General features: G+C 57.4%; 17 protein-coding genes and 2 pseudogenes. 12 read left to right on the forward strand and 7 right to left on the reverse strand.

Going from position 1 to position 19,550, the window contains the following annotated elements:
- Positions 1-218 precede the first annotated feature (218 nt).
- Positions 219-320: pseudogene (locus KMAL_RS17915) on the reverse strand (Tn3 family transposase); the annotation flags it as partial.
- Between the two features lie 67 nt (positions 321-387).
- Positions 388-672, reverse strand: a pseudogene (locus KMAL_RS13625) (efflux RND transporter permease subunit); the annotation flags it as partial.
- A 119-nt stretch (positions 673-791) separates the two neighbouring features.
- Between KMAL_RS13625 and KMAL_RS13630 the strand changes: the two are divergent.
- From KMAL_RS13630 to KMAL_RS13650, 5 genes are read left to right on the forward strand one after another with little or no spacing between them, the layout of a single operon-like run.
- A complete protein-coding gene (locus KMAL_RS13630) occupies positions 792-1,145 on the forward strand; it encodes an ArsR/SmtB family transcription factor (RefSeq protein WP_110096185.1) in 354 nt (117 codons plus the stop codon).
- The gene (arsC, locus tag KMAL_RS13635) at positions 1,142-1,564 is read left to right on the forward strand and encodes an arsenate reductase (glutaredoxin) (RefSeq protein ID WP_053324044.1); all 423 of its coding nucleotides are present in this window, start codon (positions 1,142-1,144) and stop codon (positions 1,562-1,564) included. Before KMAL_RS13630 ends, arsC begins: the two co-directional genes overlap by 4 nt.
- Positions 1,564-2,859: an arsenic transporter gene (locus KMAL_RS13640; protein ID WP_110096186.1), complete on the forward strand. Its 1,296-nt coding sequence runs from the start codon at positions 1,564-1,566 to the stop codon at positions 2,857-2,859. Before arsC ends, KMAL_RS13640 begins: the two co-directional genes overlap by 1 nt.
- A 21-nt stretch (positions 2,860-2,880) precedes the next feature.
- Positions 2,881-3,579, forward strand: a complete 699-nt coding sequence (gene arsH / locus KMAL_RS13645; protein ID WP_058989481.1) for an arsenical resistance protein ArsH — start codon at positions 2,881-2,883, stop codon at positions 3,577-3,579.
- A gap of 8 nt (positions 3,580-3,587) precedes the next feature.
- Positions 3,588-4,643 carry an ArsO family NAD(P)H-dependent flavin-containing monooxygenase gene (locus tag KMAL_RS13650; RefSeq protein ID WP_110096187.1) on the forward strand — a complete coding sequence of 352 codons (1,056 nt, stop codon included), beginning with the start codon at positions 3,588-3,590 and terminating at the stop codon, positions 4,641-4,643.
- Positions 4,644-4,934: 291 nt separating this feature from the next.
- Here the strand turns inward: KMAL_RS13650 and KMAL_RS13655 are convergent, their stop codons facing one another.
- Positions 4,935-5,333 (reverse strand): MerR family transcriptional regulator, encoded by a 399-nt coding sequence (locus KMAL_RS13655; RefSeq protein WP_014106908.1) that lies wholly within the window; start codon positions 5,331-5,333, stop codon positions 4,935-4,937.
- 73 nt (positions 5,334-5,406) lie between these two features.
- Between KMAL_RS13655 and KMAL_RS13660 the strand changes: the two genes are divergently transcribed.
- The 4 genes from KMAL_RS13660 to KMAL_RS13675 are packed head-to-tail and all read left to right on the forward strand — an operon-like array spanning position 5,407 to position 11,657.
- Complete coding sequence (locus tag KMAL_RS13660; RefSeq protein WP_110096188.1) at positions 5,407-6,057, forward strand: cation transporter; 651 nt, start codon at positions 5,407-5,409, stop codon at positions 6,055-6,057.
- The gene (locus KMAL_RS13665) at positions 6,050-7,492 is read left to right on the forward strand and encodes a TolC family protein (RefSeq protein ID WP_007284431.1); all 1,443 of its coding nucleotides are present in this window, start codon (positions 6,050-6,052) and stop codon (positions 7,490-7,492) included. Before KMAL_RS13660 ends, KMAL_RS13665 begins: the two co-directional genes overlap by 8 nt.
- Positions 7,489-8,523 carry an efflux RND transporter periplasmic adaptor subunit gene (locus KMAL_RS13670; RefSeq protein WP_110096189.1) on the forward strand — a complete coding sequence of 345 codons (1,035 nt, stop codon included), beginning with the start codon at positions 7,489-7,491 and terminating at the stop codon, positions 8,521-8,523. The genes KMAL_RS13665 and KMAL_RS13670 overlap by 4 nt, the downstream gene beginning before the upstream one ends.
- A complete protein-coding gene (locus KMAL_RS13675; RefSeq protein ID WP_110096190.1) occupies positions 8,523-11,657 on the forward strand; it encodes an efflux RND transporter permease subunit in 3,135 nt (1,044 codons plus the stop codon). Before KMAL_RS13670 ends, KMAL_RS13675 begins: the two co-directional genes overlap by 1 nt.
- Positions 11,658-11,768: 111 nt before the next feature.
- Here the strand turns inward: KMAL_RS13675 and mobF are convergent, their stop codons facing one another.
- Both mobF and KMAL_RS13685 read right to left on the reverse strand, forming a co-directional pair.
- Positions 11,769-15,380 (reverse strand): MobF family relaxase, encoded by a 3,612-nt coding sequence (gene mobF, locus KMAL_RS13680; protein ID WP_239020149.1) that lies wholly within the window; start codon positions 15,378-15,380, stop codon positions 11,769-11,771.
- Between the two features lie 50 nt (positions 15,381-15,430).
- Positions 15,431-15,751 (reverse strand): hypothetical protein, encoded by a 321-nt coding sequence (locus KMAL_RS13685; protein ID WP_007284568.1) that lies wholly within the window; start codon positions 15,749-15,751, stop codon positions 15,431-15,433.
- 913 nt (positions 15,752-16,664) lie between these two features.
- Between KMAL_RS13685 and KMAL_RS13695 the strand changes: the two genes are divergently transcribed.
- Genes KMAL_RS13695 through KMAL_RS13705 form a run of 3 tightly spaced genes read left to right on the forward strand, consistent with a single transcriptional unit; the run spans position 16,665 to position 18,483 of the window.
- On the forward strand, positions 16,665-17,564 hold the full coding sequence (locus KMAL_RS13695; protein ID WP_007284570.1) for a P-loop NTPase family protein: 900 nt from the start codon (positions 16,665-16,667) through the stop codon (positions 17,562-17,564).
- The gene (locus tag KMAL_RS13700) at positions 17,552-18,211 is read left to right on the forward strand and encodes a hypothetical protein (protein WP_007284571.1); all 660 of its coding nucleotides are present in this window, start codon (positions 17,552-17,554) and stop codon (positions 18,209-18,211) included. Before KMAL_RS13695 ends, KMAL_RS13700 begins: the two co-directional genes overlap by 13 nt.
- Before the next feature lie 44 nt (positions 18,212-18,255).
- The gene (locus KMAL_RS13705; RefSeq protein ID WP_007284572.1) at positions 18,256-18,483 is read left to right on the forward strand and encodes a hypothetical protein; all 228 of its coding nucleotides are present in this window, start codon (positions 18,256-18,258) and stop codon (positions 18,481-18,483) included.
- On the opposite strand, the gene KMAL_RS13710 is transcribed toward KMAL_RS13705, so the two are convergent.
- Both KMAL_RS13710 and KMAL_RS13715 read right to left on the reverse strand, forming a co-directional pair.
- Positions 18,448-19,020, reverse strand: coding sequence for a DUF2726 domain-containing protein (locus KMAL_RS13710; RefSeq protein ID WP_070097778.1), 573 nt, complete (start codon positions 19,018-19,020; stop codon positions 18,448-18,450). The genes KMAL_RS13705 and KMAL_RS13710 overlap by 36 nt on opposite strands.
- A gap of 43 nt (positions 19,021-19,063) precedes the next feature.
- Complete coding sequence (locus tag KMAL_RS13715; RefSeq protein WP_239020150.1) at positions 19,064-19,420, reverse strand: hypothetical protein; 357 nt, start codon at positions 19,418-19,420, stop codon at positions 19,064-19,066.
- Positions 19,421-19,550 lie beyond the last annotated feature (130 nt).

Raw genomic sequence — 19,550 nt, forward strand, 5'->3', positions numbered from 1 at the left:
CTCCCAGGTATCCGTTCAGGCCCGAGGAAAAGAAGAGGCGGTCATACTCATTCGCGGCCCATCATGGCCTGTCCTGACTCGACCCGCTCTCTCCAGCAGTCAGGAGGTGGCCACCTCCTGACTGCTGCCTTTGTCGCATACAGCGACCCGGATTTCATAAGACAAGTCCTGAGCCTAGCTGGAACTGGAAGGGATCGTTTGCAGGAGGAGCCTAAATCCTACGCTAAGGATTTAGGCCAGCGATATTCGCCGGTGAGATTGATGTGTTCCCATCCCAGCGGTGAGACATGGGCGAGGAGATCAGGCGGGATGATGATGCCGTCCGCACCATCAGTTCTCAGTGAAAATCAACACTCATTGATCATATAACATGTTTGTGAATATCTATCACGGGGCCTCCCGCCATTTGTTGAGCTTTATGTAGAAAGCAGGCAAGACGAGCAGGGTAAGTATGGTACAGGAGACCAGACCGCCGATAACGACGGTGGCTAACGGTTTTTCTACTTCCGCACCCTCACTTATAGAAAATGCCATTGGAAAAAATCCGAGGCACGCAACAGAAGCGGTAGCCATGACGGGACGGAAGCGTTCTCGTGCCGCTATTGTCGCTGCGGTGAACCCATCGAAACCGTTGCGACGTTTTTCGATGATCCAAGAGACAAGTCCTGAGCCTAGGAAGATAAGCGAGGTGTCTGATCTGAGCAGCAAAATTGAGAAAATCGACGGTCATGATCTCCGTTTGCTTGATAGGATACCTTGACTTGTATCCATATATCTGAAAAGCCAGATATATGGATACAAACTCTGCCATTGCCGCACTTAGCGCCCTGTCCCAGTCCACGCGGCTGGCTATCTTCCGCCTGCTTGTGCGCCATGAACCGGACGGCCTGCCCGCCGGAGATGTCGCTCGCCATCTTGATATGCCGCAGAACACGATCTCGACCCACCTGGCGATCCTGACACGTGCCGGCCTGCTGAGCGCGCAACGCCACAGTCGGCAGATCGTCTATCGCGCCTGTCTTTCTCGCCTGCGCGAGCTGATGCTTTTCCTCGTCAAGGATTGCTGCGCGGGCAGTCCCGAACTCTGTGCGCCCCTGATCGCGACCCTGTCCTCCTGCTGTCCGTCCCCGGAATCCTGCTCATGACCATCACGATCTATCACAACCCGGCCTGCGGCACGTCGCGCAACGTGCTGGCACTGATCCGCAACAGCGGCGAGGACCCCTGCATCATCGAATATCTGAAAACCCCACCAAGCCGTGCGGAACTGGTCAGTCTGATCGCCCGTATGGGCGTTCCGGTGCGCTCGGTCCTGCGGGAAAAGGGCACGCCCTTTCACGAACTCGGCCTCGATAATCCGGCCCTGACGGATGATGCGCTGATCGACGCCATGATCGCACACCCCATCCTGATGAACCGGCCGATCGTCGTCACTCCGCTGGGTGCGGCGCTCTGCCGCCCGTCCGAGCGGGTGCTGGACATCCTGCCCAACCCGCAGCGGGGCGCTTTCATCAAGGAGGACGGCGAGAAGATCATCGATAAATCCGGCAAGCGGATCGTTTGATGCTGGCGCTTCTGATTTTCGTTGCCACGCTGGTTTTTGTCATCTGGCAGCCCCGAGGGCTGGGCATCGGCTGGAGTGCCATGGCAGGCGCCGCCATGGCGCTGGCAGCGGGCGTGATCCACTGGCACGATATTCCTGTCGTGTGGCACATCGTCTGGGATGCGACCTTTACCTTCATCGCCCTGATCGTCATCTCGCTGCTGCTGGATGAGGCCGGGTTCTTCCATTGGGCCGCCCTGCATGTGGTGCGCTGGGGCAAAGGGCGAGGCCGGACGCTCTTCCCGCTGATCGTGGTGCTGGGAGCGGTCATTGCAGCGGTTTTCGCCAATGACGGCGCGGCCCTGCTGCTCACGCCCATTGTCATCGCCATCCTCACTCAACTCCGCCTGAGCCATACTGCAGCCCTGGCCTTCATCATAGCGACCGGCTTCGTCGCGGACACCACCAGCCTGCCGCTGGTCATCTCCAATCTGGTGAACATCGTCAGCGCCAATTTCTTTGGCATTGCGTTCGATCGCTATGCCACGATCATGGTCCCTGTCGATCTGGTAGCACTTGGTGCAACGCTGGCCGTCTTGTGGCTGTGGTACCGGCGGCAGGTGCCTGCGACCTATCCCGTCGCCGAACTGCCCGCACCTGCCACGGCCATTCGTGACCCTCATGTATTCCGAGCGGCATTTCCGCTGCTAGCCCTGGTTCTGGCGGCCTATTTCCTGACCGCGCCGTTTCATATCCCGGTCTGTGTCGTAGCCTGCCTGGCCGCCGCAATCCTGCTGCTCGTCGCCGGATATGGCCGGGTGATCTCTGTTCGCATGGTGCTGCGGGGTGCCCCGTGGCAGATCGTGATCTTCTCCCTAGGCATGTATCTGGTGGTCTATGGGCTGCGCAATGCCGGGCTGACCGACTATCTTGCGACCGCACTGGTCTGGCTCGGTCATCAAGGGACGTTCACGGCCACCATCGGCACCGGCTTTCTGGCGGCTGTTCTGTCGTCCATCATGAACAATATGCCGAGTGTGCTGGTCGGGGCGCTGGCGATCCAGCAGGCTCACGACATCACGCCGCTGACACGCGACCTGATGATCTATGCCAACGTCATCGGCTGCGACCTCGGGCCGAAATTCACGCCCATTGGTAGTCTCGCAACACTGCTGTGGCTGCATGTGCTGGCATCCAAGAACCATCGGGTCACATGGGGGCAGTATATGAAAGTTGGACTGGCGATTACGCCGCCCGTCCTGCTGGCAACACTCGCGGCGCTGGCTCTGTGGCTGCCCCGGATCAGCCATCCGTAATGCACGAAGGGACCGATATCTATGACCGAATCTGAGCTGCCCGCCCTGCATCCTGAATATCTCGAACGGATTGACCTCGCGCGGCTTGAGCCACACTCACGGGATGACCATCCGCCGTGTATCCTTCTTCTCTACGGCTCTTTGCGCCCCCGATCCTTCAGCCGGTTGCTGGTGCTTGAGGCGGAACGCATCCTGAAAGCAATGGGGGCCGAGACAAGGGTGTTCGACCCGACCGGCCTGCCGGTAGCGGATTCCGTGCCCGCGACCCATCCGAAAGTGCAGGAATTGCGGGAACTCTCGATCTGGTCGGAAGGCCAGGTCTGGTGCAGCCCCGAACGGCACGGCAACATGACCGCCGTGTTCAAGAACCAGATCGACTGGCTACCCCTTACCGAAGGCTCGATCCGTCCGACGCAGGGCCGCACGCTGGCGGTCATGCAGGTTTCAGGCGGATCGCAGAGCTTCAATTCCGTCAACGCCCTGCGGGTACTGGGCCGGTGGATGCGGATGTTCACCATCCCCAACCAGTCCAGCGTGCCAATGGCCTATACGCAGTTCGGTGACGATGACCGCATGAAACCGTCCCCCCTCTATGACCGAATGGTGGATGTCATGGAGGAACTGATGAAATTTACATGGCTTTTACGCGACCGGGCCGACTACCTCGTGGACCGCTACAGCGAACGGAAGGCGGAATTCCGCCTCCCGGAAAGCCTGTGAGCCGGGCAATGGCGGAACAGTTCGATGTCGTGATCGTGGGCGGCGGTCAGGCAGCGCTCGCCGCCTCGTATTTCCTGCGCCGGACCGGGCTGACCTACGTCATTCTGGACAACGAGACGCAGGCAGGCGGTGCATGGGTCCATGGCTGGGACTCCCTGCATCTGTTCTCGCCCGCGTCCTACAGTTCACTGCCCGGCTGGCCAATGCCCGACACGCCGGATGGCAGCTACCCCACCCGCGACGAGGTGCTGGACTATCTGCGCCGGTACGAGGCGCGTTATGCGCCGCCGATCCACCGTCCGGTGACGGTCGATCGCGTGGAGCGCGCGGACGGAAAACTCCTGAATGTCCGGACGAACACAGGTGATTTCCTCAGCCGTGCGGTTATCGGGGCGACCGGTACGTGGTCAGCCCCTTTCATTCCCGATGTCGCGGGGCATGACCTCTTTGGCGGGACGCAACTCCATTCCAGCCATTACCTGAATGCCGCGCCCTTTGCCGGCCGGCGTGTGCTTGTGGTGGGAGGCGGCAATTCCGGGGCGCAGATCCTGGCGGAGCTGTCGCTTGTCGCCCAGGCAACATGGGTCACGCTGCATGACCCCGTCTTCCTGCCCGATGACGTGGATGGACGGGTTCTGTTCGAGCGGGCGACCGCTCGCGTTCTCGGCGGCCCGTCGGCCATGCCTGCCAGCGGTTTTGGCGATATCGTCATGGTACCACCTGTGCGCGCCGCCAGGGAGCGAGGCGTGCTCCACGCGGTGCGCCCGTTTGTACGTATGACCGCAACGGGCGTCGTCTGGCCCGACGGGCGGGAAGAAGCCATCGACGCGATCATCTGGTGTACCGGCTTCCGACCCGCGCACTCCGCATTTGCGCCACTCGACGTGATCGAGCCGGACGGGCTGATCCGCGTTAACGGGCAGCAGGCCGTCAGGGAGCCACGTCTCTGGCTGCTGGGTTATGGCTCCTGGTGTGGTCCTGCATGCGCTACCCTGCTGGGGGCGGGTCGTGTCGCCAGATCCATGGTCCGGCAACTGGCGGCGTGGCTTGCGTCGCCAACATAGAATGTCTGCTTATTGAAACCTTGAGCAAGCTTATACATGGCCGCGATGAGGCGACTGCCGTCTGTCTGCTCCTGCGTCACTGAGCTGACAGGCAGATCAGGGGGGGGGCAGCAGAATGTCTGCTTCAGAACTGGCCTGATCATAAACTGCCACCATGGGAGCACGTATAGTCCTTGAATTTTCCATGAGGATTTTTCAGATTCTGACACGTGAGGATGAGGCCGTATAATTATTTCGGGTAATCTTCCCATCAAATGCAGAATCGACTAGCTGCGAAAAAAGTCAGGAGAACTAATTATCAAACGGAGAAAGTGCTTCAATAATTCGGCATTCTGAAATATTACCTCCCCGGCATGATTTTATTATCGTAGAAAGTTCATGACGCAATGCCTTGAGATCCGCAATTTTGTGCTCAATCTCTGCCATATGGTCACGAGCAATTCTATCAACTGTCTTACAATCCTGGGTTCCCTGATCCGTTAGTGATAATAGAACTCTTACCTGATCTAATGAAAAACCCAGATCACGGGATCGACGAATAAAAGACAGTCTCGCGAGCGCCGCATCATCATAAACGCGATAATTGCCATCGGTCCGCTGTGGCGGAGCCAGCAGTCCGATCCGTTCATAATAGCGGATCGTCTCGACTTTGGTATTCGTTGCCTTTCCCAAGGCGCCAATCGATCGCATTCCCTGCCTCTTGACCCTGTAGTTGCTACAGGGAGCATACATTAAAACAGATGATTCGTCAGGGAGGCGCTGGATGGCAGGAGGATGCTGTGGTGGATGCACAGATACGCCGCTACCAATCAATAAATCATGGCGGAGAGCGCTCCTGATCGCGCTTTTTCTCAATGCCAGCATGTTTGCCGTTGAAGCTGGGGCTGGCGTGTCGGTTGGATCTGCATCCTTACAGGCGGACGCGATTGATTTCCTTGGCGACAGCGCCAACTACGCAATAAGCCTCAGTGTTGCCGGAATGGCATTGCGATGGCGAGCTGGCGCGGCCTTTCTGAAAGGCCTGACCCTGTTCGTGGCTGGGATATGGGTAATGGCCAATGCTGGGTGGATGGTAATGAACAGCAACCATCCGCCTCACCCAGACGCAATGGGCGGCATTGGTCTGCTTGTCCTCGCGGTCAATCTGGCCTGTGCCCTCATATTATGGACACACCGGAAAGGTGATGCCAACCGCCGTTCCGTATGGATCTGCTCTCGTAATGATGCGATCGGAAATGTTGCCGTTGTGCTGGCAGCTCTGGGCGTGTTTGGCACTCGTTCTGCGTGGCCGGATATTGCGGTAGCTGCCATCCTTGCGATGCTTGGTATTAGTGGAGGTGTGCAGATTATGCGACAATCGAGAGTAGAACTAACAGATAACAAATCAGATATATCACGACATATCAATGTATAAATCATATAATACTCTAGAATATATTAAGCAGGTAAGGAGACGCACACGCTATAATGCGGCATTCATTCTCCTGATTTTTCCCCTGCTCTGTGGCTGCACAAATAGTGGTCACTCAAATATTTCGCCGGAATCAGATGTCCAGAAATTTTCCAGCCGTCAATTTACGGATGCCGGATTGCAAGAATTCATTACAAAAGTTCTCGGACCAAACGTATCGAGTCAGGAAAACGCATGGGGCATCACTCGCCTGACGCTTGCTACCTTGTATTTTCATCCCGATATCCTTGTAGCTAAAGCTGAACTGGAAACGGCTCGCGCTGGAATCAAGACAGCCGGTCAACTGCCCAATCCCAGTTTCACGGTGCTGGGTGGCCCATCGGCTCATTACGTCGGCTACGGCGCGTCAATACTGATCGAATTTTTCGGCAGGCGTTATCACCGTATCAAAGAAGCCAGATATCGGGCTGCCGTCGCGCAATGGGAAGTCATCAATACTGCATGGAAACTACGCAGCGACACGCGGTCTGCTCTTCTCGGCGTCTGGGCTGTATCCGGGCGCCTCAAGCTTGTGGAAGAGACTGCGGCAGCTAAACGCGAACTCTTTACCCTGGAACAGGCACGTTTTGATCAGGGGCGAGCATCCGCTTTCGAAATATCGCAGGTACGGACGGAAATGATCCATGCCGAGTTGTCTGTCAGTGATCTGCGGCGCGAGTATGCCGTCCGTAAGGCAGCTCTGGCAGGAGCAATCGGGGTTCCTGCCGAAGCACTTGATTCCATTGCTCTTGATACAAAAGCATTTGATGTCTGTCCCGACCTCATAGAATACCGCGATTCACAGGACATGAGATACCAAGCCGTAATGCAACGCGCGGATCTGCGGGAACTTCTTGCGTCTTATGACGCCGCCCGACAGGCTCTACGGGTCGAAGTTTCTCGACGCTATCCCGATGTCACCATCAGTCCCGCCTATAACTGGGATATTTCAAATCGCTTTGAGGTAAATCCCTCTCTGCAAATTCCGATTTTCAATCAGAACGAAGGCCCCATAGCTGAAGCTGTTGGGCAGGAGCATGAGGCGGCGGCTCGTCTCCGGCGTGCAGAGAACACGGTGTTTAAGTCCATCTCGCAGGCTACGGCCAATTACCGCGGCACGACATCAATTCTGCTACAGGCGGAAGAACTTGCCAAAACCGTACGGGTAAGGCTGAACCAGATGCAGCACCGCCTTCAGTCAGGTGCAATCGACCGACCAACGATGGTTATGACTCATATAGAGCAGATTCAAGCGGAGACCGCTCTTCTTGAAGCAGAAATTCAGCAACGGCAAGCCATAGGTCAGATCGAAGATGGCATGCAGCAGCCCATTTTTGATCACACCAATGCCGCGCAGGCTTCTGGCCTACTTGAAAATAACCAAAGGAACTCACCATGAAAGCGAGGGCCTTCTGGCTGCCTCTTGCAGGTCTTTCTGTCTTCCTAGTTCTAAACGGGACAGACATTGCCATTGCAGATGATGATGATCAACCAGTTTCGGTTCTTGGTGCAGAGGCGACCGTGACGGTCTCCCCGGAAGCAGTTACGAAGAGCGGCATTGCTTCTGCACGACCCAGCATCGTGCCTTGGAGAAAGCTGGTTCCCGCCTATGGTTACGTTCTGAACGCAACACAACTTATCACTCTTGTTAGTGATTATGCTGACATGAAAGCGCGGCTGGAGAGCATGCAGGCACAGCAGACGCTTGCCCGTGCGAAACTCGATCGTGACAAAGGACTGTATCGCGATCGGCAGAATATCTCTCAGGAACAATTCCAGGAGACAACAGCCAGATTTCAGTCCAATTCAGCTATGGTAAAAGCAGAACAGGTCCGGGTGAATAACGCACTTAATATTATCAGACAGCAATTTGGTTCGGTCATATCTGACGCTACCGAAAAAAATACAATTTTCATTACACAGTTACTTCAACAACAAGTGGTCTTGGTCAAGGTGACCCTTCCACCAGATATGGATCTACCAACCCCACCAAGTCAGGCGGATGTGACCGATTATGGAAACACGGGTGGACACGGGACAATGCTCCACTATTTGTCTCCTGTAACCATGACCGATCCTGCTATTCAGGGGCGTAGCTTTTTCTATTTTGCGTCGGCTGAAAGTCAGCTTGTCGCGGGCATGAATGTTTCCGTTCTCCTGCCTACCGAAGAGGAACGTCCCGGTATCCGGATACCTGCATCAGCTATTATCTGGCTGCAAGGTAAGTCGTGGATATACCGTGATAACGGACACGGAAAATTTACACGCTTACCCCTTACGACCGACGTGCCGGACCGAGAAGGTGGCTACCTGATCCAAGATACTCCAGGACAAATCACACACGAAACGCAAATCGTCATAGAGGGTACGCAATTACTTCTGTCTGAAGAATTCCGAGCTCAGCTTGAATCAGGAGACGATGACGACTGATGACGGGACGTTCTTTCAGCCTTCAGGCAGCTATTATCGGGTTTTCGATCCGCTTCCGGGGCGTGGTTATCGCAACCGCATGTCTGTTGTTCTTCTATGGCCTGTATGGCTTGAGACATGCCAGCTATGATGTGTTTCCGGAATTCATTCCGCCACGGGTCACGATCCAGACCGAAGCTGCTGGTTTTACGCCGGAACAGGTCGAAACATTGGTTAGTCGCCCAATGGAAATTGCCCTGACCGGCCTCCCGGGTATTCAGCGCGTGCAATCGACTTCGATTCAGGGACTGTCAGTCGTCAACGTCCTGTTTGCGACATCGACCGATATTTATCGAGCCCGGCAACTGGTCGGGGAACAAATGAATGTTGTTGCACAGCAATTGCCAGCCGGTGTTCATGCTCCGACTATGACGCCACTGACCTCATCCGCCGGTCTGGTACTGGTGATCGGTCTGACGTCGGAACAACAGTCCCTTATGCAGTTGCGCACGCTTGCTGACTGGTCATTAAGGCCGCGTCTGCTGGCGTTGCCTGGTGTGGCTGGAGTCAGCGTGTTTGGCGGGGAGCGTCGGTCACTCCAGATACAGGTACATCCAGACCAACTCATCTTGCATCATATCGGACTCAATGACGTCCTTGCGGCTGCCCAGGAAGCGACTGGCATACAGGGGGCCGGCTTTATTGATACCCCGAACCAAAGAGTCGTTCTTCAGTCTGACGGTCAGGCCCTGACGCCAGAAAGTCTGGCCCGCACTGTGATTGTCCGCTCTGATAATGGTGCTGTCACACTGGGCAGTATTGCCACTGTAACTGAAGCCCCTATTCCTGCCTTCGGCGCGGCCAGTATCGAGGGAAAGACAGGCATTGTAGTTAATATATGGGAACAGTACGGTGCCAATACAATGGCCGTGACCCGGGAAATCGAGGCGGCACTTACCGATTTCCGCCCGCAATTGCAGGGACAGGGGATTACATTGCATGCTGACCTGTTCCGACCCGCCAATTTCATTACGACCGCATTGGGGAATGCCACACGAGCATTGCTTCTGGGCGGTTTTCTGGTGGTTGTCGTAATCTTTCTTTTCCTTTTTGACCTGCGAACCGCTGCAATCTGTTGCGCCACCATACCTTTGGCTATTCTGATAGCCCTGTCGTTGCTGGAGACACTCGGGGTTACTTTGAATGCCATGACCTTGGGGGGCCTTGCTATTGCCATCGGCGAGGTTGTGGATGACGCCGTGATCGGGGTCGAAAATGTTACACGCCGATTGCGTGAAAACCGGCTTCTGGTCCAGCCCGCATCTACAGCGCGCGTCGTACTCGATGCGTGCGTTGAAGTCCGCAGTGCAGTGGTTTACGCGACCTTTGCTGTCATTATCGTTTTCTTGCCTGTCATCGCCCTTCCCGGACTTTCGGGACGACTGTTTGCTCCACTGGCAACAGCTTATGTTCTTGCGGTCATGGCTTCTCTTGCCGCTGCTGTAACCGTTGTACCTGCACTCTGCGCATGGCTCTTGGCGACGCCTGGAGAAATCCGGAGAGAGCCCCCCCTGGCAGGATGGACCGCCAGAGCTTATGAACGTCTTCTGGCCAGATTAATGCGCCATCCCCGATTTGTTATAGGCGGGATGATCCTGACCACCTTGATAGGGTTTGCGGCCCTTCCATTCCTTGAAAGCGATTTCATTCCCGATTTCAAGGAAGGCCACCTTATCATTCATATGACGGCAGTTCCGGGGACTTCCCTGGAACAGTCTCTGAAATTAGGCAGACAGGTTACAGAAAAACTTCGTCAGCTTCCCGAAATCCGTTCGGTTGCTCAGAGAGTCGGACGCGCCTCGCTGGATGAGGACACGTATGGACCACATACCAGCGAATTTGAGGTTGATTTGAATCAGGTGGATGGGAAGGCTTCCCGACAGATTGATGCCCGCGTTCGCAAAGCGCTTGACGGGTTCGTTGGGGCCAGTTTTTCTGTCAGTAGTTTTTTGACGATGCGCGTAAACGAAACCCTTTCTGGTTCGTCTTCGGCTGTGGCAATCAATATTATTGGCGATGATCTGGATGTATTGGATATCCAGGCAAATAATATTGTCCGCATGTTGCATCAGATACATGGCGCAACAGATGTCCGGATAGAAGCACCTCCTGGTGTTCCGGAACTTGCTATTCGGCTACGCCCTGCTGATCTGGAGCGCTGGGGGCTTCGGTCGGCGGATGTACTCCGATCCATCCATACAGCCTGGCAGGGTGAAACCGTGGGGCAGATATACGAGCGTTCTGCGGCTTTTAATGTTATGGTTCGTCTTGATGACGCAAGTCGTAATGATGTTGCGTCTGTCGGTTCCCTGCCACTGCATACTGTTCACGGAAACTACGTACCACTCCGCGCTGTTGCAGACATATATGAGACGAACGGTCGCTATCAGGTGTCACATCTGGGAGCACAGAGAACACAGACTGTCACCGCAAATGTTACAGGACGATCAGCTCAATCTTTCGTTCAGGACGCACGCACGGCTATAGCAAAAAATATCAAACTGCCTCTTGGAACCTACGTTCAGTTTACATCCGCAGCGGAAGCTGAATCACAATCACGCAAGGAACTGTTTATAAATTCCGGGCTCGCTGCCATAGCGGTCATGATTCTGCTCTCAATAATCACACAAGGATGGCGCAATCTCGCTCTGATACTCGTCAATCTTCCCTTCGCATTTGTAGGCGGCATTCTGACAATCATTGTTTCCGGCACAACGCTAACTCTTGGGGCAACAGTCGGCTTCGTTACACTATTCGGGATTACGCTTCGGAATTCGGTGATGATGATTTCGCATTTTGAGGCTTTGGTCGAGCGGGAAGATCTTACATGGGGAGTAACAACAGCGCTCCGGGGGGCCAGAGACCGTGTCGTCCCCGTACTCATGACATCGCTCGTTACGGCGCTTGGACTGGCGCCTCTGGCTGTTGATATGAATGCGCCTGGGCGGGAAATCGAAGGACCTATGGCCGCTGTCATTCTTGGAGGGCTCATGACATCAATGATACTTAACCTGTTTGTTTTGCCTATTCTTGCTGTTAGATTTGGCAAATTTTCTAAAAATGAAACAAATGATATAGAAAATATGACAGAGTGACTCGAAATATAATATAATATTATTGAAATAGTTATGTATTGTATGTGGATATTTTATGATATGTATAAAGAAAAAATTATGTAAATCATAATTATCAGATACAATCCTATCTTATAGATGTAAAGTGCGCCGCTTCTTTTGTTTTTCCTGCGCTTTGGCTTCGGTTTTGCGCGAGAGAATGGTTCTGACCTTCGCTTTCAAGGCTTCGGTCATCTCACGCAACCGATCCATCATACCTTTTCGGTCCTTCATGACTTCAGCCGTGTTTTTAAGGCCCTCGGCTGCCTTCTGCTCATGCCGGCGGGTTGAGAAGCGGCCTGCCAGAGTAGCACGTTGCTTGCCCTTTCCTTCCCGTGCTTCCAGACCCTGTTTTGTCTGCTGCATAGCGCGTACGGTGCCACGCCGGATATTTTCCGCTCGTTCCAGAAGGGCGTGTGCTGTCTCTTTTTCGGGCTGGCGCTCGAAGTTCCGGATGATATTTTTCAGGACATCGGTTGCGGTAATTGTACGCTGATCCCCCAGAGGCCGTCGGCCGGCAATCTCGCTCCGTTCAGCGCCATCCGATGTGACGATAAAGGTCTGCTCCCGGTGTCGGCTGGACGAAGTGTAAGCACCGAACGCCGTGACATTCCGTGACCCGGCTGGAATGGCAAAAATATGCTCGGTGACGGTGACACCCTGGCTGGTATTGGTGGTCATCGCGTCCCCATAGGATAGTAGAAACCGACCGGTTTCCTTATCCTTGAGGGAGTCCCATTTCACCAGTCCATCCCGACCATTGGCCCCTCGCAGAACCAGCCCCTCTTCGCGTACATCACGGACTTCAACCACAGTACCGTTGCGGCCGAGATTCCCGCCTGAATTGGTATCGAGGAAGCGGGCATTTGTCCGCTGGAACAGGCGAACCTTGTCGCCGCGTGCCAGGGACAGGTCATAGGAGGTATTTTCTCCGGTAGCCTGTGCCTTGAGGGTAATCAGATCCGCGCTGATTTCCCCAAGCTCACGCCGGCGATCACGGATCGCGCGGCTGATGTTGTGGGCGTCAGCATTCGTCGGGGTGGAGATCGAAAGGGTGTATTTGTCGCGATCGGCATTCTCCGTACGGCGTTGCTGCCAGAGATCGACCACGGCCTTGATGGCTTCCTCGTAGCCTCCCGGTGCAACACGCAGGGTTCCATTTTCCGCCTTCCGCTTGACGGCTTCCTCGGTTTGCCCGTTGCGAAACATAAGGGTGGTTTCGCGCTCTTCCTGCTGAATCTGGCGCGTGGATGTCCCCAAGAGGGCTGTGTTTTCCTTGCCCAGCCCTCGTTGCAGTAATTCGATAACCGCGCCCGCCTCAACGGACTGCATCTGTTTCGGGTCGCCGATCATCACCAGCTTGAAGCCGATGTCCTCTCGCTTCCTGAGGATGTCATTGAGCTGGCGTGTGCCCAGGAGGCTGAGTTCGTCAACGACGACGACGGATTTCTTGGTGAGTTTGAGCTTGCCGTTGTCGATCCGGCGCAGGAAGGATTCCAGAGCGCGGGTCTTGGCGACTTCCATACCCGTAGCAGACAGATCGTCGGACTGTCGCCAGGCCAAGGCGATGCCGTGAACGTCCCGGCCCTGCTGCTTCCACGCGGTTACGAGCGGCTTCAGGAGTGTGGTTTTTCCTGAACCTGCAACGCCGATCCCCACGACGACCTGACCGCCCTTCCCTAAATCCTCCATCATCGTGCGTTGGGCCTGCCCGTGCGCGCTCTCGAAACTGAGTTCGGGATGGGCCTTGACGGCCTGGTCAATCTGCTTGTCCGTGAGCGCGCCGCTTCGATCCTTCGCGGCCTCGCGCGTCATGCGGATCAGGTCGCGCTCTTCGCTTTCGTGAAGGGCGGTCGTGATTCCGACCCGCTCTCTGCCTTCCGGGTCTTTGACTTCTCCCCAAATCAGGGAGGTTTGCCGTCCGTGCTGGCGGACGCCGCGATTGCGCATGGCTGCGGTCACGGCGTTGATGTCGGCTGCTGTGTCGATCCCCGCTGCGATCAATCCTTTGGCGGCGGCGATCCGGGCATCAGAACCGTCAAGAGATGCGCGCTGCTGAAGCTGCTTGTCAAAGACATGCTGTGCAGCTTCATAAGCGTGTTCCAGGCGCTCGACCCGATCGCGCTCGGGTGCGATTTCATCGGGCCGGAGAATGCTCCGGTGCTTGTATCCGATCTCTGCGGCCGTGCGCTGCCATGAGGCCATGTCGGTAAGATCGTCCGACTTCGCGCCGCGCGGATCTTGCACCCCCTGCTTGATAAGGCCGATTTTGCGCTTGGCATCGAGGGTATCCCAATCAAGGCCCTGCCCTGCCGCATAGGCGCGCGCGGCGGCCGTTCCTGAAAGCGTGCGGCGACTGAACTGTTCACAGACACTCTCGGGAATGGCTGCAACCCTGCCCATTTCCGTCCGCTCGTCCAGCACCATATCGACCCCCTGCTTGCGCAGGTTCGTCGCTAGGTGGGCCTGATAGACGGCGCCCCACTCCTTGACCTTGCCGTTAAGCTGATCGAGCCACAGGCCGCCCATGCGGCCCTCGTCGGTCAGTGCCGCGTTCAGAATGGCAGTATGCGTGTGGAGCTGCATATCGCCTGGCACCCGGTCCCCTCCATGACGGAGCGTATGCAGCTCGGTAAAGACCTCGCCCTGGTCGTCTGTCCGGATGACCTCAACGGTCGGCCGTGCCGTATAATGATCGAAGGACACCCAGCCGATGGATGCGGGGTCCCAGCCATCTTTTCCGGCGTCGCCTTTCCGCGCACGTCCGATCACCTTTTCCACTTCCTGCATGGTTGAGGCGATCGCGTCGTGATGTGCCTGAAGGATGATTCCGCGCTCGGCTTCTGTCGGGGCGAATGCCCATGCAACGGAAACCGATTTGGGGGCGGAAAAGGTGAAATCCACATACCCGATCCGGGCGCGACTGGTGTCCATGCGCTCGTGATATTCGGACACACTCAACTCCTGCCCGTCGGCCATACGCCCGGACAGGATGTTTTCGCGTTGGTCATTGGTCAGGCTGGCCGCATCGGCACCAAGGACGGCCGTAAAACGCCGTACAGCCCGTTCAGCTTTCTTGGCAGGTATATCGCCGCCAGAAACCGTCTTGCCCGCCAGAACGGCTTCCAGTTCGGATCTCGTGGGCAATCGGCTTTCATCCATCTCGAAGATTTTGCCGATTGCTTCCGTGGCCGATCTTTTCGTCTTCCCCGGAATATCCTGTCCGTCTGCTCGTTGCCCGTTCAGAAGGTGAGCGACTTCGGCCGGTGTCAGGCCCTTCGTGGGGTCGATCCCAAGTCGTGCGGCCAATTCGGGATTCATGTCCCGGCGTGGGACGGCTGTCGCACTGCTGTAGTCGCGGGCGGCGCTGGCGTTGCGGATCTCGCTATCAAGTGCGTCGGCAATGAAGGGCACGGCGCGTTGCTGCAACAATTCCTCGGCTTTGGCCCGGTCGATCAGATTGGCCGCCACGAAGGTTCCGGCTGCGCGGACTGCCAGCACGTCGTCCGAATCGGACGTGGCTTCTCGCAGGCGGTCGATTTCCATTGCCAGCGTGTCGGCCAAGTCATCCATCCCGCTCGTGGTGCCGGCATAGCGGGTGGCAGCGGCCTCGGCCGGGGTCGGGGGTCTTACACCCTGCGCGTAGTACTCCGCCATCACGGCCATCTCGGGCGGAAGGGTCTGCTGAAGCAGGTGCTCGCTCATGGCCTTGGCGGCGGACGTGGCCCCGGCCGCGCCTGTCCGATAGGTCAGCATCAGGGTGCCGGGGTATCGGACGCCTCGTGACCGGAAGCGACAAGAAGAGACGCCATATCATTCATGCTTTCGGCCATTGTGTTGACGGCCTGGGTATTCTCGCCCACGGCGGCGGTCAGGTTGGTGAGGGCCTGCGCGACCGGAGAATCCCCCGGCTCGTCTCTGGCGGCTGCCAGCACTTCGGTCAGCATTTCGGTCTGCGCCTGAAGCGTGTCGAGCATCATCCCGAGGACGGTCTGAATGGCCGAGAGCTGCTTACCGTGCTCTTCCAGCGTATCGGAAACATGGGCGAGATAGGCCCCGTCGGTATCTTTCGCCATGAGGGTTCGGGCTCCTTATTCCCGGCATTATCACGAAAACGTGAGCAATGAATCGGAAGGCGATGCGCCGGAATCAGTGCCCTCTTTTCGCACCTTTTCACCCCATGCGTCTAGCATGACTTGGTCTGTAGAAAAAACGCCACTCCCCCCTCACCCTCCTACCTCTCATGGAAGGATACGATAGAGGATACGAAAGAGGCCACGTATCAGGACACGAAAGAGGACACATCAGAGGATGCGTTAGAGGGCACGCTAGAGGCTACGGAATAAAAAAAGAAGGTGACGGACGAGAAGAAAAATGCAATTTTTCTCAAGCCATGAAAAACGCCAACAGACAGACGATCCGTGGAGTTCCGAGCAAACGTCCTCGCACTGAAGAGGAATTGCAGGAGGCTGCGGATCGGTTCAGCCAAGACTGGACCCCACAGGATCAGGTGATGCCGTGGATACGCGCTCATGAGCCGGAGCTTAGTGCGATGGTGAGTGCGGGCTGGTCCTGGGATGATGTCGGCCGGGCGATGGCTCGTGCGCGCATCACGTATAAAACCGAGGTGCCCATGAAAGGGTCGATCTTGCGCGCGAAAGCGTACAAGGCGCGGAAGGACAGGTCAGAGGCGACGACAGTTCGAGCGGTTCCCGCGAGAACGCCAGTCGTCTCGGGAGGCGTGAAACCGGCTCCTGCTGCCTCGTCCATCAGACCGTCAGCGGACCCCTCGCCTGCGTGGCTGGAACAGGCCCCGGAAAGGGAGGAAGGCGAACCGGAGTTCAAGCCGATCTCACTGCGAACCCCTCTGCCCCCGACAGCCGAACCCAAGGCGGTAAAAACGCAAACGGCTCCTGAGCGGCCGAAACGCTCAAGAGCCGATGCTTTAGCAATGCTAACTAATCGTCCTGTAAAGACTGAGGAATCATAATGAGCGACACGAAATCAGGCAACAAAAACCCTGCGCCTGCTGCCAAGAAGCCGGTCCAGCCTGCGAAGTTCGATCTGAACCAGACACTCGCGCAGGAACCGGTCTTTGACGTTAAACCCTTCACGCCGCGTAAGGTCGAAGAAGCCGAGCCGGTGATTGCCGAGGGCATGGACCTGAGCGGCAAGACGAAGATCGTCTTCGTCAACGGGCGCGGCAAGACCGGCAAGACCACATTCCTGCGCTGGGCGGCCGAGCGTGCTCTGCTGGGCAACCGGCCGATCCTCATGGCGGATCTGGACCCAACCAATGCGTCGTTCTCGTCGTATTTTCAGGACGTGGCGCGACCGAACACAGACGATCCGGCAGGCGTTGCGCAGTGGATGCAGCGGTTCATCGAATACGCGGTCGAAAACCAGACAACGGCGGTTCTCGATCTTGGCGGCGGCGACACCACGCTGCGCGAGACGGCGGCCGAAATGCCGGGTTTCGCATCAGCGATTGCCGAGGCCGGCGCGGTTCCCGTCCTGATCTCGCTGGTCGGGTCGCAGGTCGATGATCTGGCCCCGATTGCAACACTGCGCGATCGCGGGTTTTCGCCGGACGCGCGGGCGATCGTGTTCAACGAGGCATCCAAGGAAATCGGTCACACGCGCGATCAGTCATTCGGCCGCCTGCTGACAAGCGCCGTGGTCGTGGATGAAGTCACGGACGGGGCGGTCCCGCTGTGGATGCCCCGGCTCAATGCGGCGGCAGCCGTCGAAAGCCGCCGGAGCCTGTTCAGCGCCGCGCGCGACGGCCTGACCACGCCTCCCCTCGGGATGTTCGACCGCTCGAAGGTCCGGACATGGCTCGAAGCGATGGACCGCCGGTTTGCTGGGATCATGTCATGGCTTCCGTAAGCCAGGACGAACCGGCAGACGATTTTGAAGGCGCGATCGCCAGCGCAAGACAGGATCTACAGTTGGCGATTGCCAAGGCGCACCTGACGGATGATCCGTTGGGTGTTGCCCTGCACGCGATGTCCGAGACGCTGGGTGCTCAGGCCGCGCTCTACAAGGCGACGTTCAACAAGTATCGCGACATCAGCGCGGACCTCGATCGCGCGCGAAGCGATGCGGTCGAAGCTGGACGGCTGGAACTTGAAGGCCAGAAAGCCGGTATCGTTCAGGAACTGGCTCCCCAACTCCTGAAGCTGACCGCTTCGCAGGTGAAGGTTCAGGAACGCACGGTCAAGCTCAAGACGCTGCTCATGGCGGGCGGCATTGCCGGAGTGCTCGCCATCACGGCGGCCTGTGTCGGATACGGCACGGGCTGGAAAAACGGCAGGACGAACGGTCTTTACGACAAGGGGGCACTGTTCGCGGCGCTACAGGAGCATGGCCCGGGCGCTGAGACGGCCCTGATTGAACTGGTCCGGAACAACGACATTCCGGCTGTCCTATCGGCCTGCCGCGCTCATGCTTTCGATCAGGGCGGGCGACAGGCTTGCGCCGCGCCGCTCTGGCTTGAGCCGCCTCGGCCTCCTGCTGCACAGGACAACAAATAAAGTCAGGGACACGGCATCATAAGGGAGGGCAGACTATGCGGAGAATGTCACTCAATCCGGGCCTGCGGCTTGCGCTTCGCCCGTTTGCCTCCCTGCTGGCTTTTGCCGTCGGCCTTCCGGCCGCCATATTGGCGGTGCTCTGCTTCATTCATGGTGCGTCGCTGCTCTGGTCAGCCGGAATCCTCATTGCGTACAAGACATTCATCGCGGGCGGAGTATGTGCGGCGCTGGCTGCTTTAGCGCGCTGGCCGCGCGAGTACCTGACGCGCTGACGGACCGGGCGCGAAGTGCCCGGAAACGTCGAGCGTCATCGACGGTGTAAAGCGTCGCAACGGAATGTTGAGGGCTTCCATCAGATCGTTGACGAAGCGGTCGCGGTCCTGCCGCTGTCGCTGCTGGTGGCTTCTATCATCGAGTTCGATGGCAAGGACCGGCCGCCCCGTCGCCAGTTCGATCACCACGAAATCGAGACTTTTACCGGCTACCCGATTCAACGCCTCGGGAAAGCGGCGTGGATCGACCACGATGCTTACCAGCTCCGCAAGCCGCACCTGCGGGCAGACATAGTGTCCGGCCGGAATCTGCGCCCGAAAGGCAAGAAGGGCACGGCGTTCCCAATCCGATAGAAGGGCTTTGGGCTGATAGCGTTTGCGCAGGATAGCTTCCCGCCCTGTCTGGTTCTGCTCGGGCGGTTCCTGCACGCTCTCGGCCGGCGTGTCGGCCGAGAGCGTCGCCGGCGTTGCCTTGCCAAGCGGCCGGCGGCGGACATGCCATACGACCGCACCAATTACGCAGGAGCCGCCAATCAACCAGAGCGTTTCGAGAGAAAGAAACAGGGCGCGGTCCTTCCGGTTAGCGGAGCTTCGGGCCTCGCGGTTTGGCCGCGGGCGCGTCCGGTTCCTTCATAACGCCTGCGGGGCTGGATCGCGCACCCTGCCCTTTCTGCACCTGGCCGGACCAGTAGCTTGCAGCGCGCTGGCTGGTGGCGGGCTTTTCCTGCGCTGTGCGGTCTGCCGCTGCTGCGGAGAACCCGGATTTGACAGTCACGGTCACGTTGTCGCCGGCGGCCGCCTTCTGGCGGCCGAGATCTTGCGTCGGTACAACGATGATGCCCTTTCCCGTGTTCACGCTGCTGCTGTGCGTATCTGTGGCGACCAGTACGCCCGTGATCTGTTCGCCGGGACGCGCGGTCCGCACGTCCTGGGCCAAAGGTGTTGATTTTCACTGAGAACTGACCCGGGTTTTTCATCAGGAATTGACCCAGCCAGATGCTATTTCAGGCACAGTCGGGCGGGCGGTCAAGAAGAGGATCTGTCCTTTCTGTTTTTTGACGCGGCGG

It is taken from the genome of Novacetimonas maltaceti, assembly GCF_002906255.1.
GTDB lineage: Bacteria > Pseudomonadota > Alphaproteobacteria > Acetobacterales > Acetobacteraceae > Novacetimonas > Novacetimonas maltaceti.

Coding starts and splice junctions, on each gene's coding strand:
- KMAL_RS13630 (WP_110096185.1), top strand. CDS start 792: ATGGATACAAACTCTGCCATTGCCGCACTTAGCGCCCTGTCCCAGTCC.
- arsC (WP_053324044.1), top strand. CDS start 1,142: ATGACCATCACGATCTATCACAACCCGGCCTGCGGCACGTCGCGCAAC.
- KMAL_RS13640 (WP_110096186.1), top strand. CDS start 1,564: ATGCTGGCGCTTCTGATTTTCGTTGCCACGCTGGTTTTTGTCATCTGG.
- arsH (WP_058989481.1), top strand. CDS start 2,881: ATGACCGAATCTGAGCTGCCCGCCCTGCATCCTGAATATCTCGAACGG.
- KMAL_RS13650 (WP_110096187.1), top strand. CDS start 3,588: ATGGCGGAACAGTTCGATGTCGTGATCGTGGGCGGCGGTCAGGCAGCG.
- KMAL_RS13655 (WP_014106908.1), bottom strand. CDS start 5,333: ATGCGATCGATTGGCGCCTTGGGAAAGGCAACGAATACCAAAGTCGAG.
- KMAL_RS13660 (WP_110096188.1), top strand. CDS start 5,407: ATGGCAGGAGGATGCTGTGGTGGATGCACAGATACGCCGCTACCAATC.
- KMAL_RS13665 (WP_007284431.1), top strand. CDS start 6,050: ATGTATAAATCATATAATACTCTAGAATATATTAAGCAGGTAAGGAGA.
- KMAL_RS13670 (WP_110096189.1), top strand. CDS start 7,489: ATGAAAGCGAGGGCCTTCTGGCTGCCTCTTGCAGGTCTTTCTGTCTTC.
- KMAL_RS13675 (WP_110096190.1), top strand. CDS start 8,523: ATGACGGGACGTTCTTTCAGCCTTCAGGCAGCTATTATCGGGTTTTCG.
- mobF (WP_239020149.1), bottom strand. CDS start 15,380: ATGAGCGAGCACCTGCTTCAGCAGACCCTTCCGCCCGAGATGGCCGTG.
- KMAL_RS13685 (WP_007284568.1), bottom strand. CDS start 15,751: ATGGCGAAAGATACCGACGGGGCCTATCTCGCCCATGTTTCCGATACG.
- KMAL_RS13695 (WP_007284570.1), top strand. CDS start 16,665: ATGAGCGACACGAAATCAGGCAACAAAAACCCTGCGCCTGCTGCCAAG.
- KMAL_RS13700 (WP_007284571.1), top strand. CDS start 17,552: ATGGCTTCCGTAAGCCAGGACGAACCGGCAGACGATTTTGAAGGCGCG.
- KMAL_RS13705 (WP_007284572.1), top strand. CDS start 18,256: ATGTCACTCAATCCGGGCCTGCGGCTTGCGCTTCGCCCGTTTGCCTCC.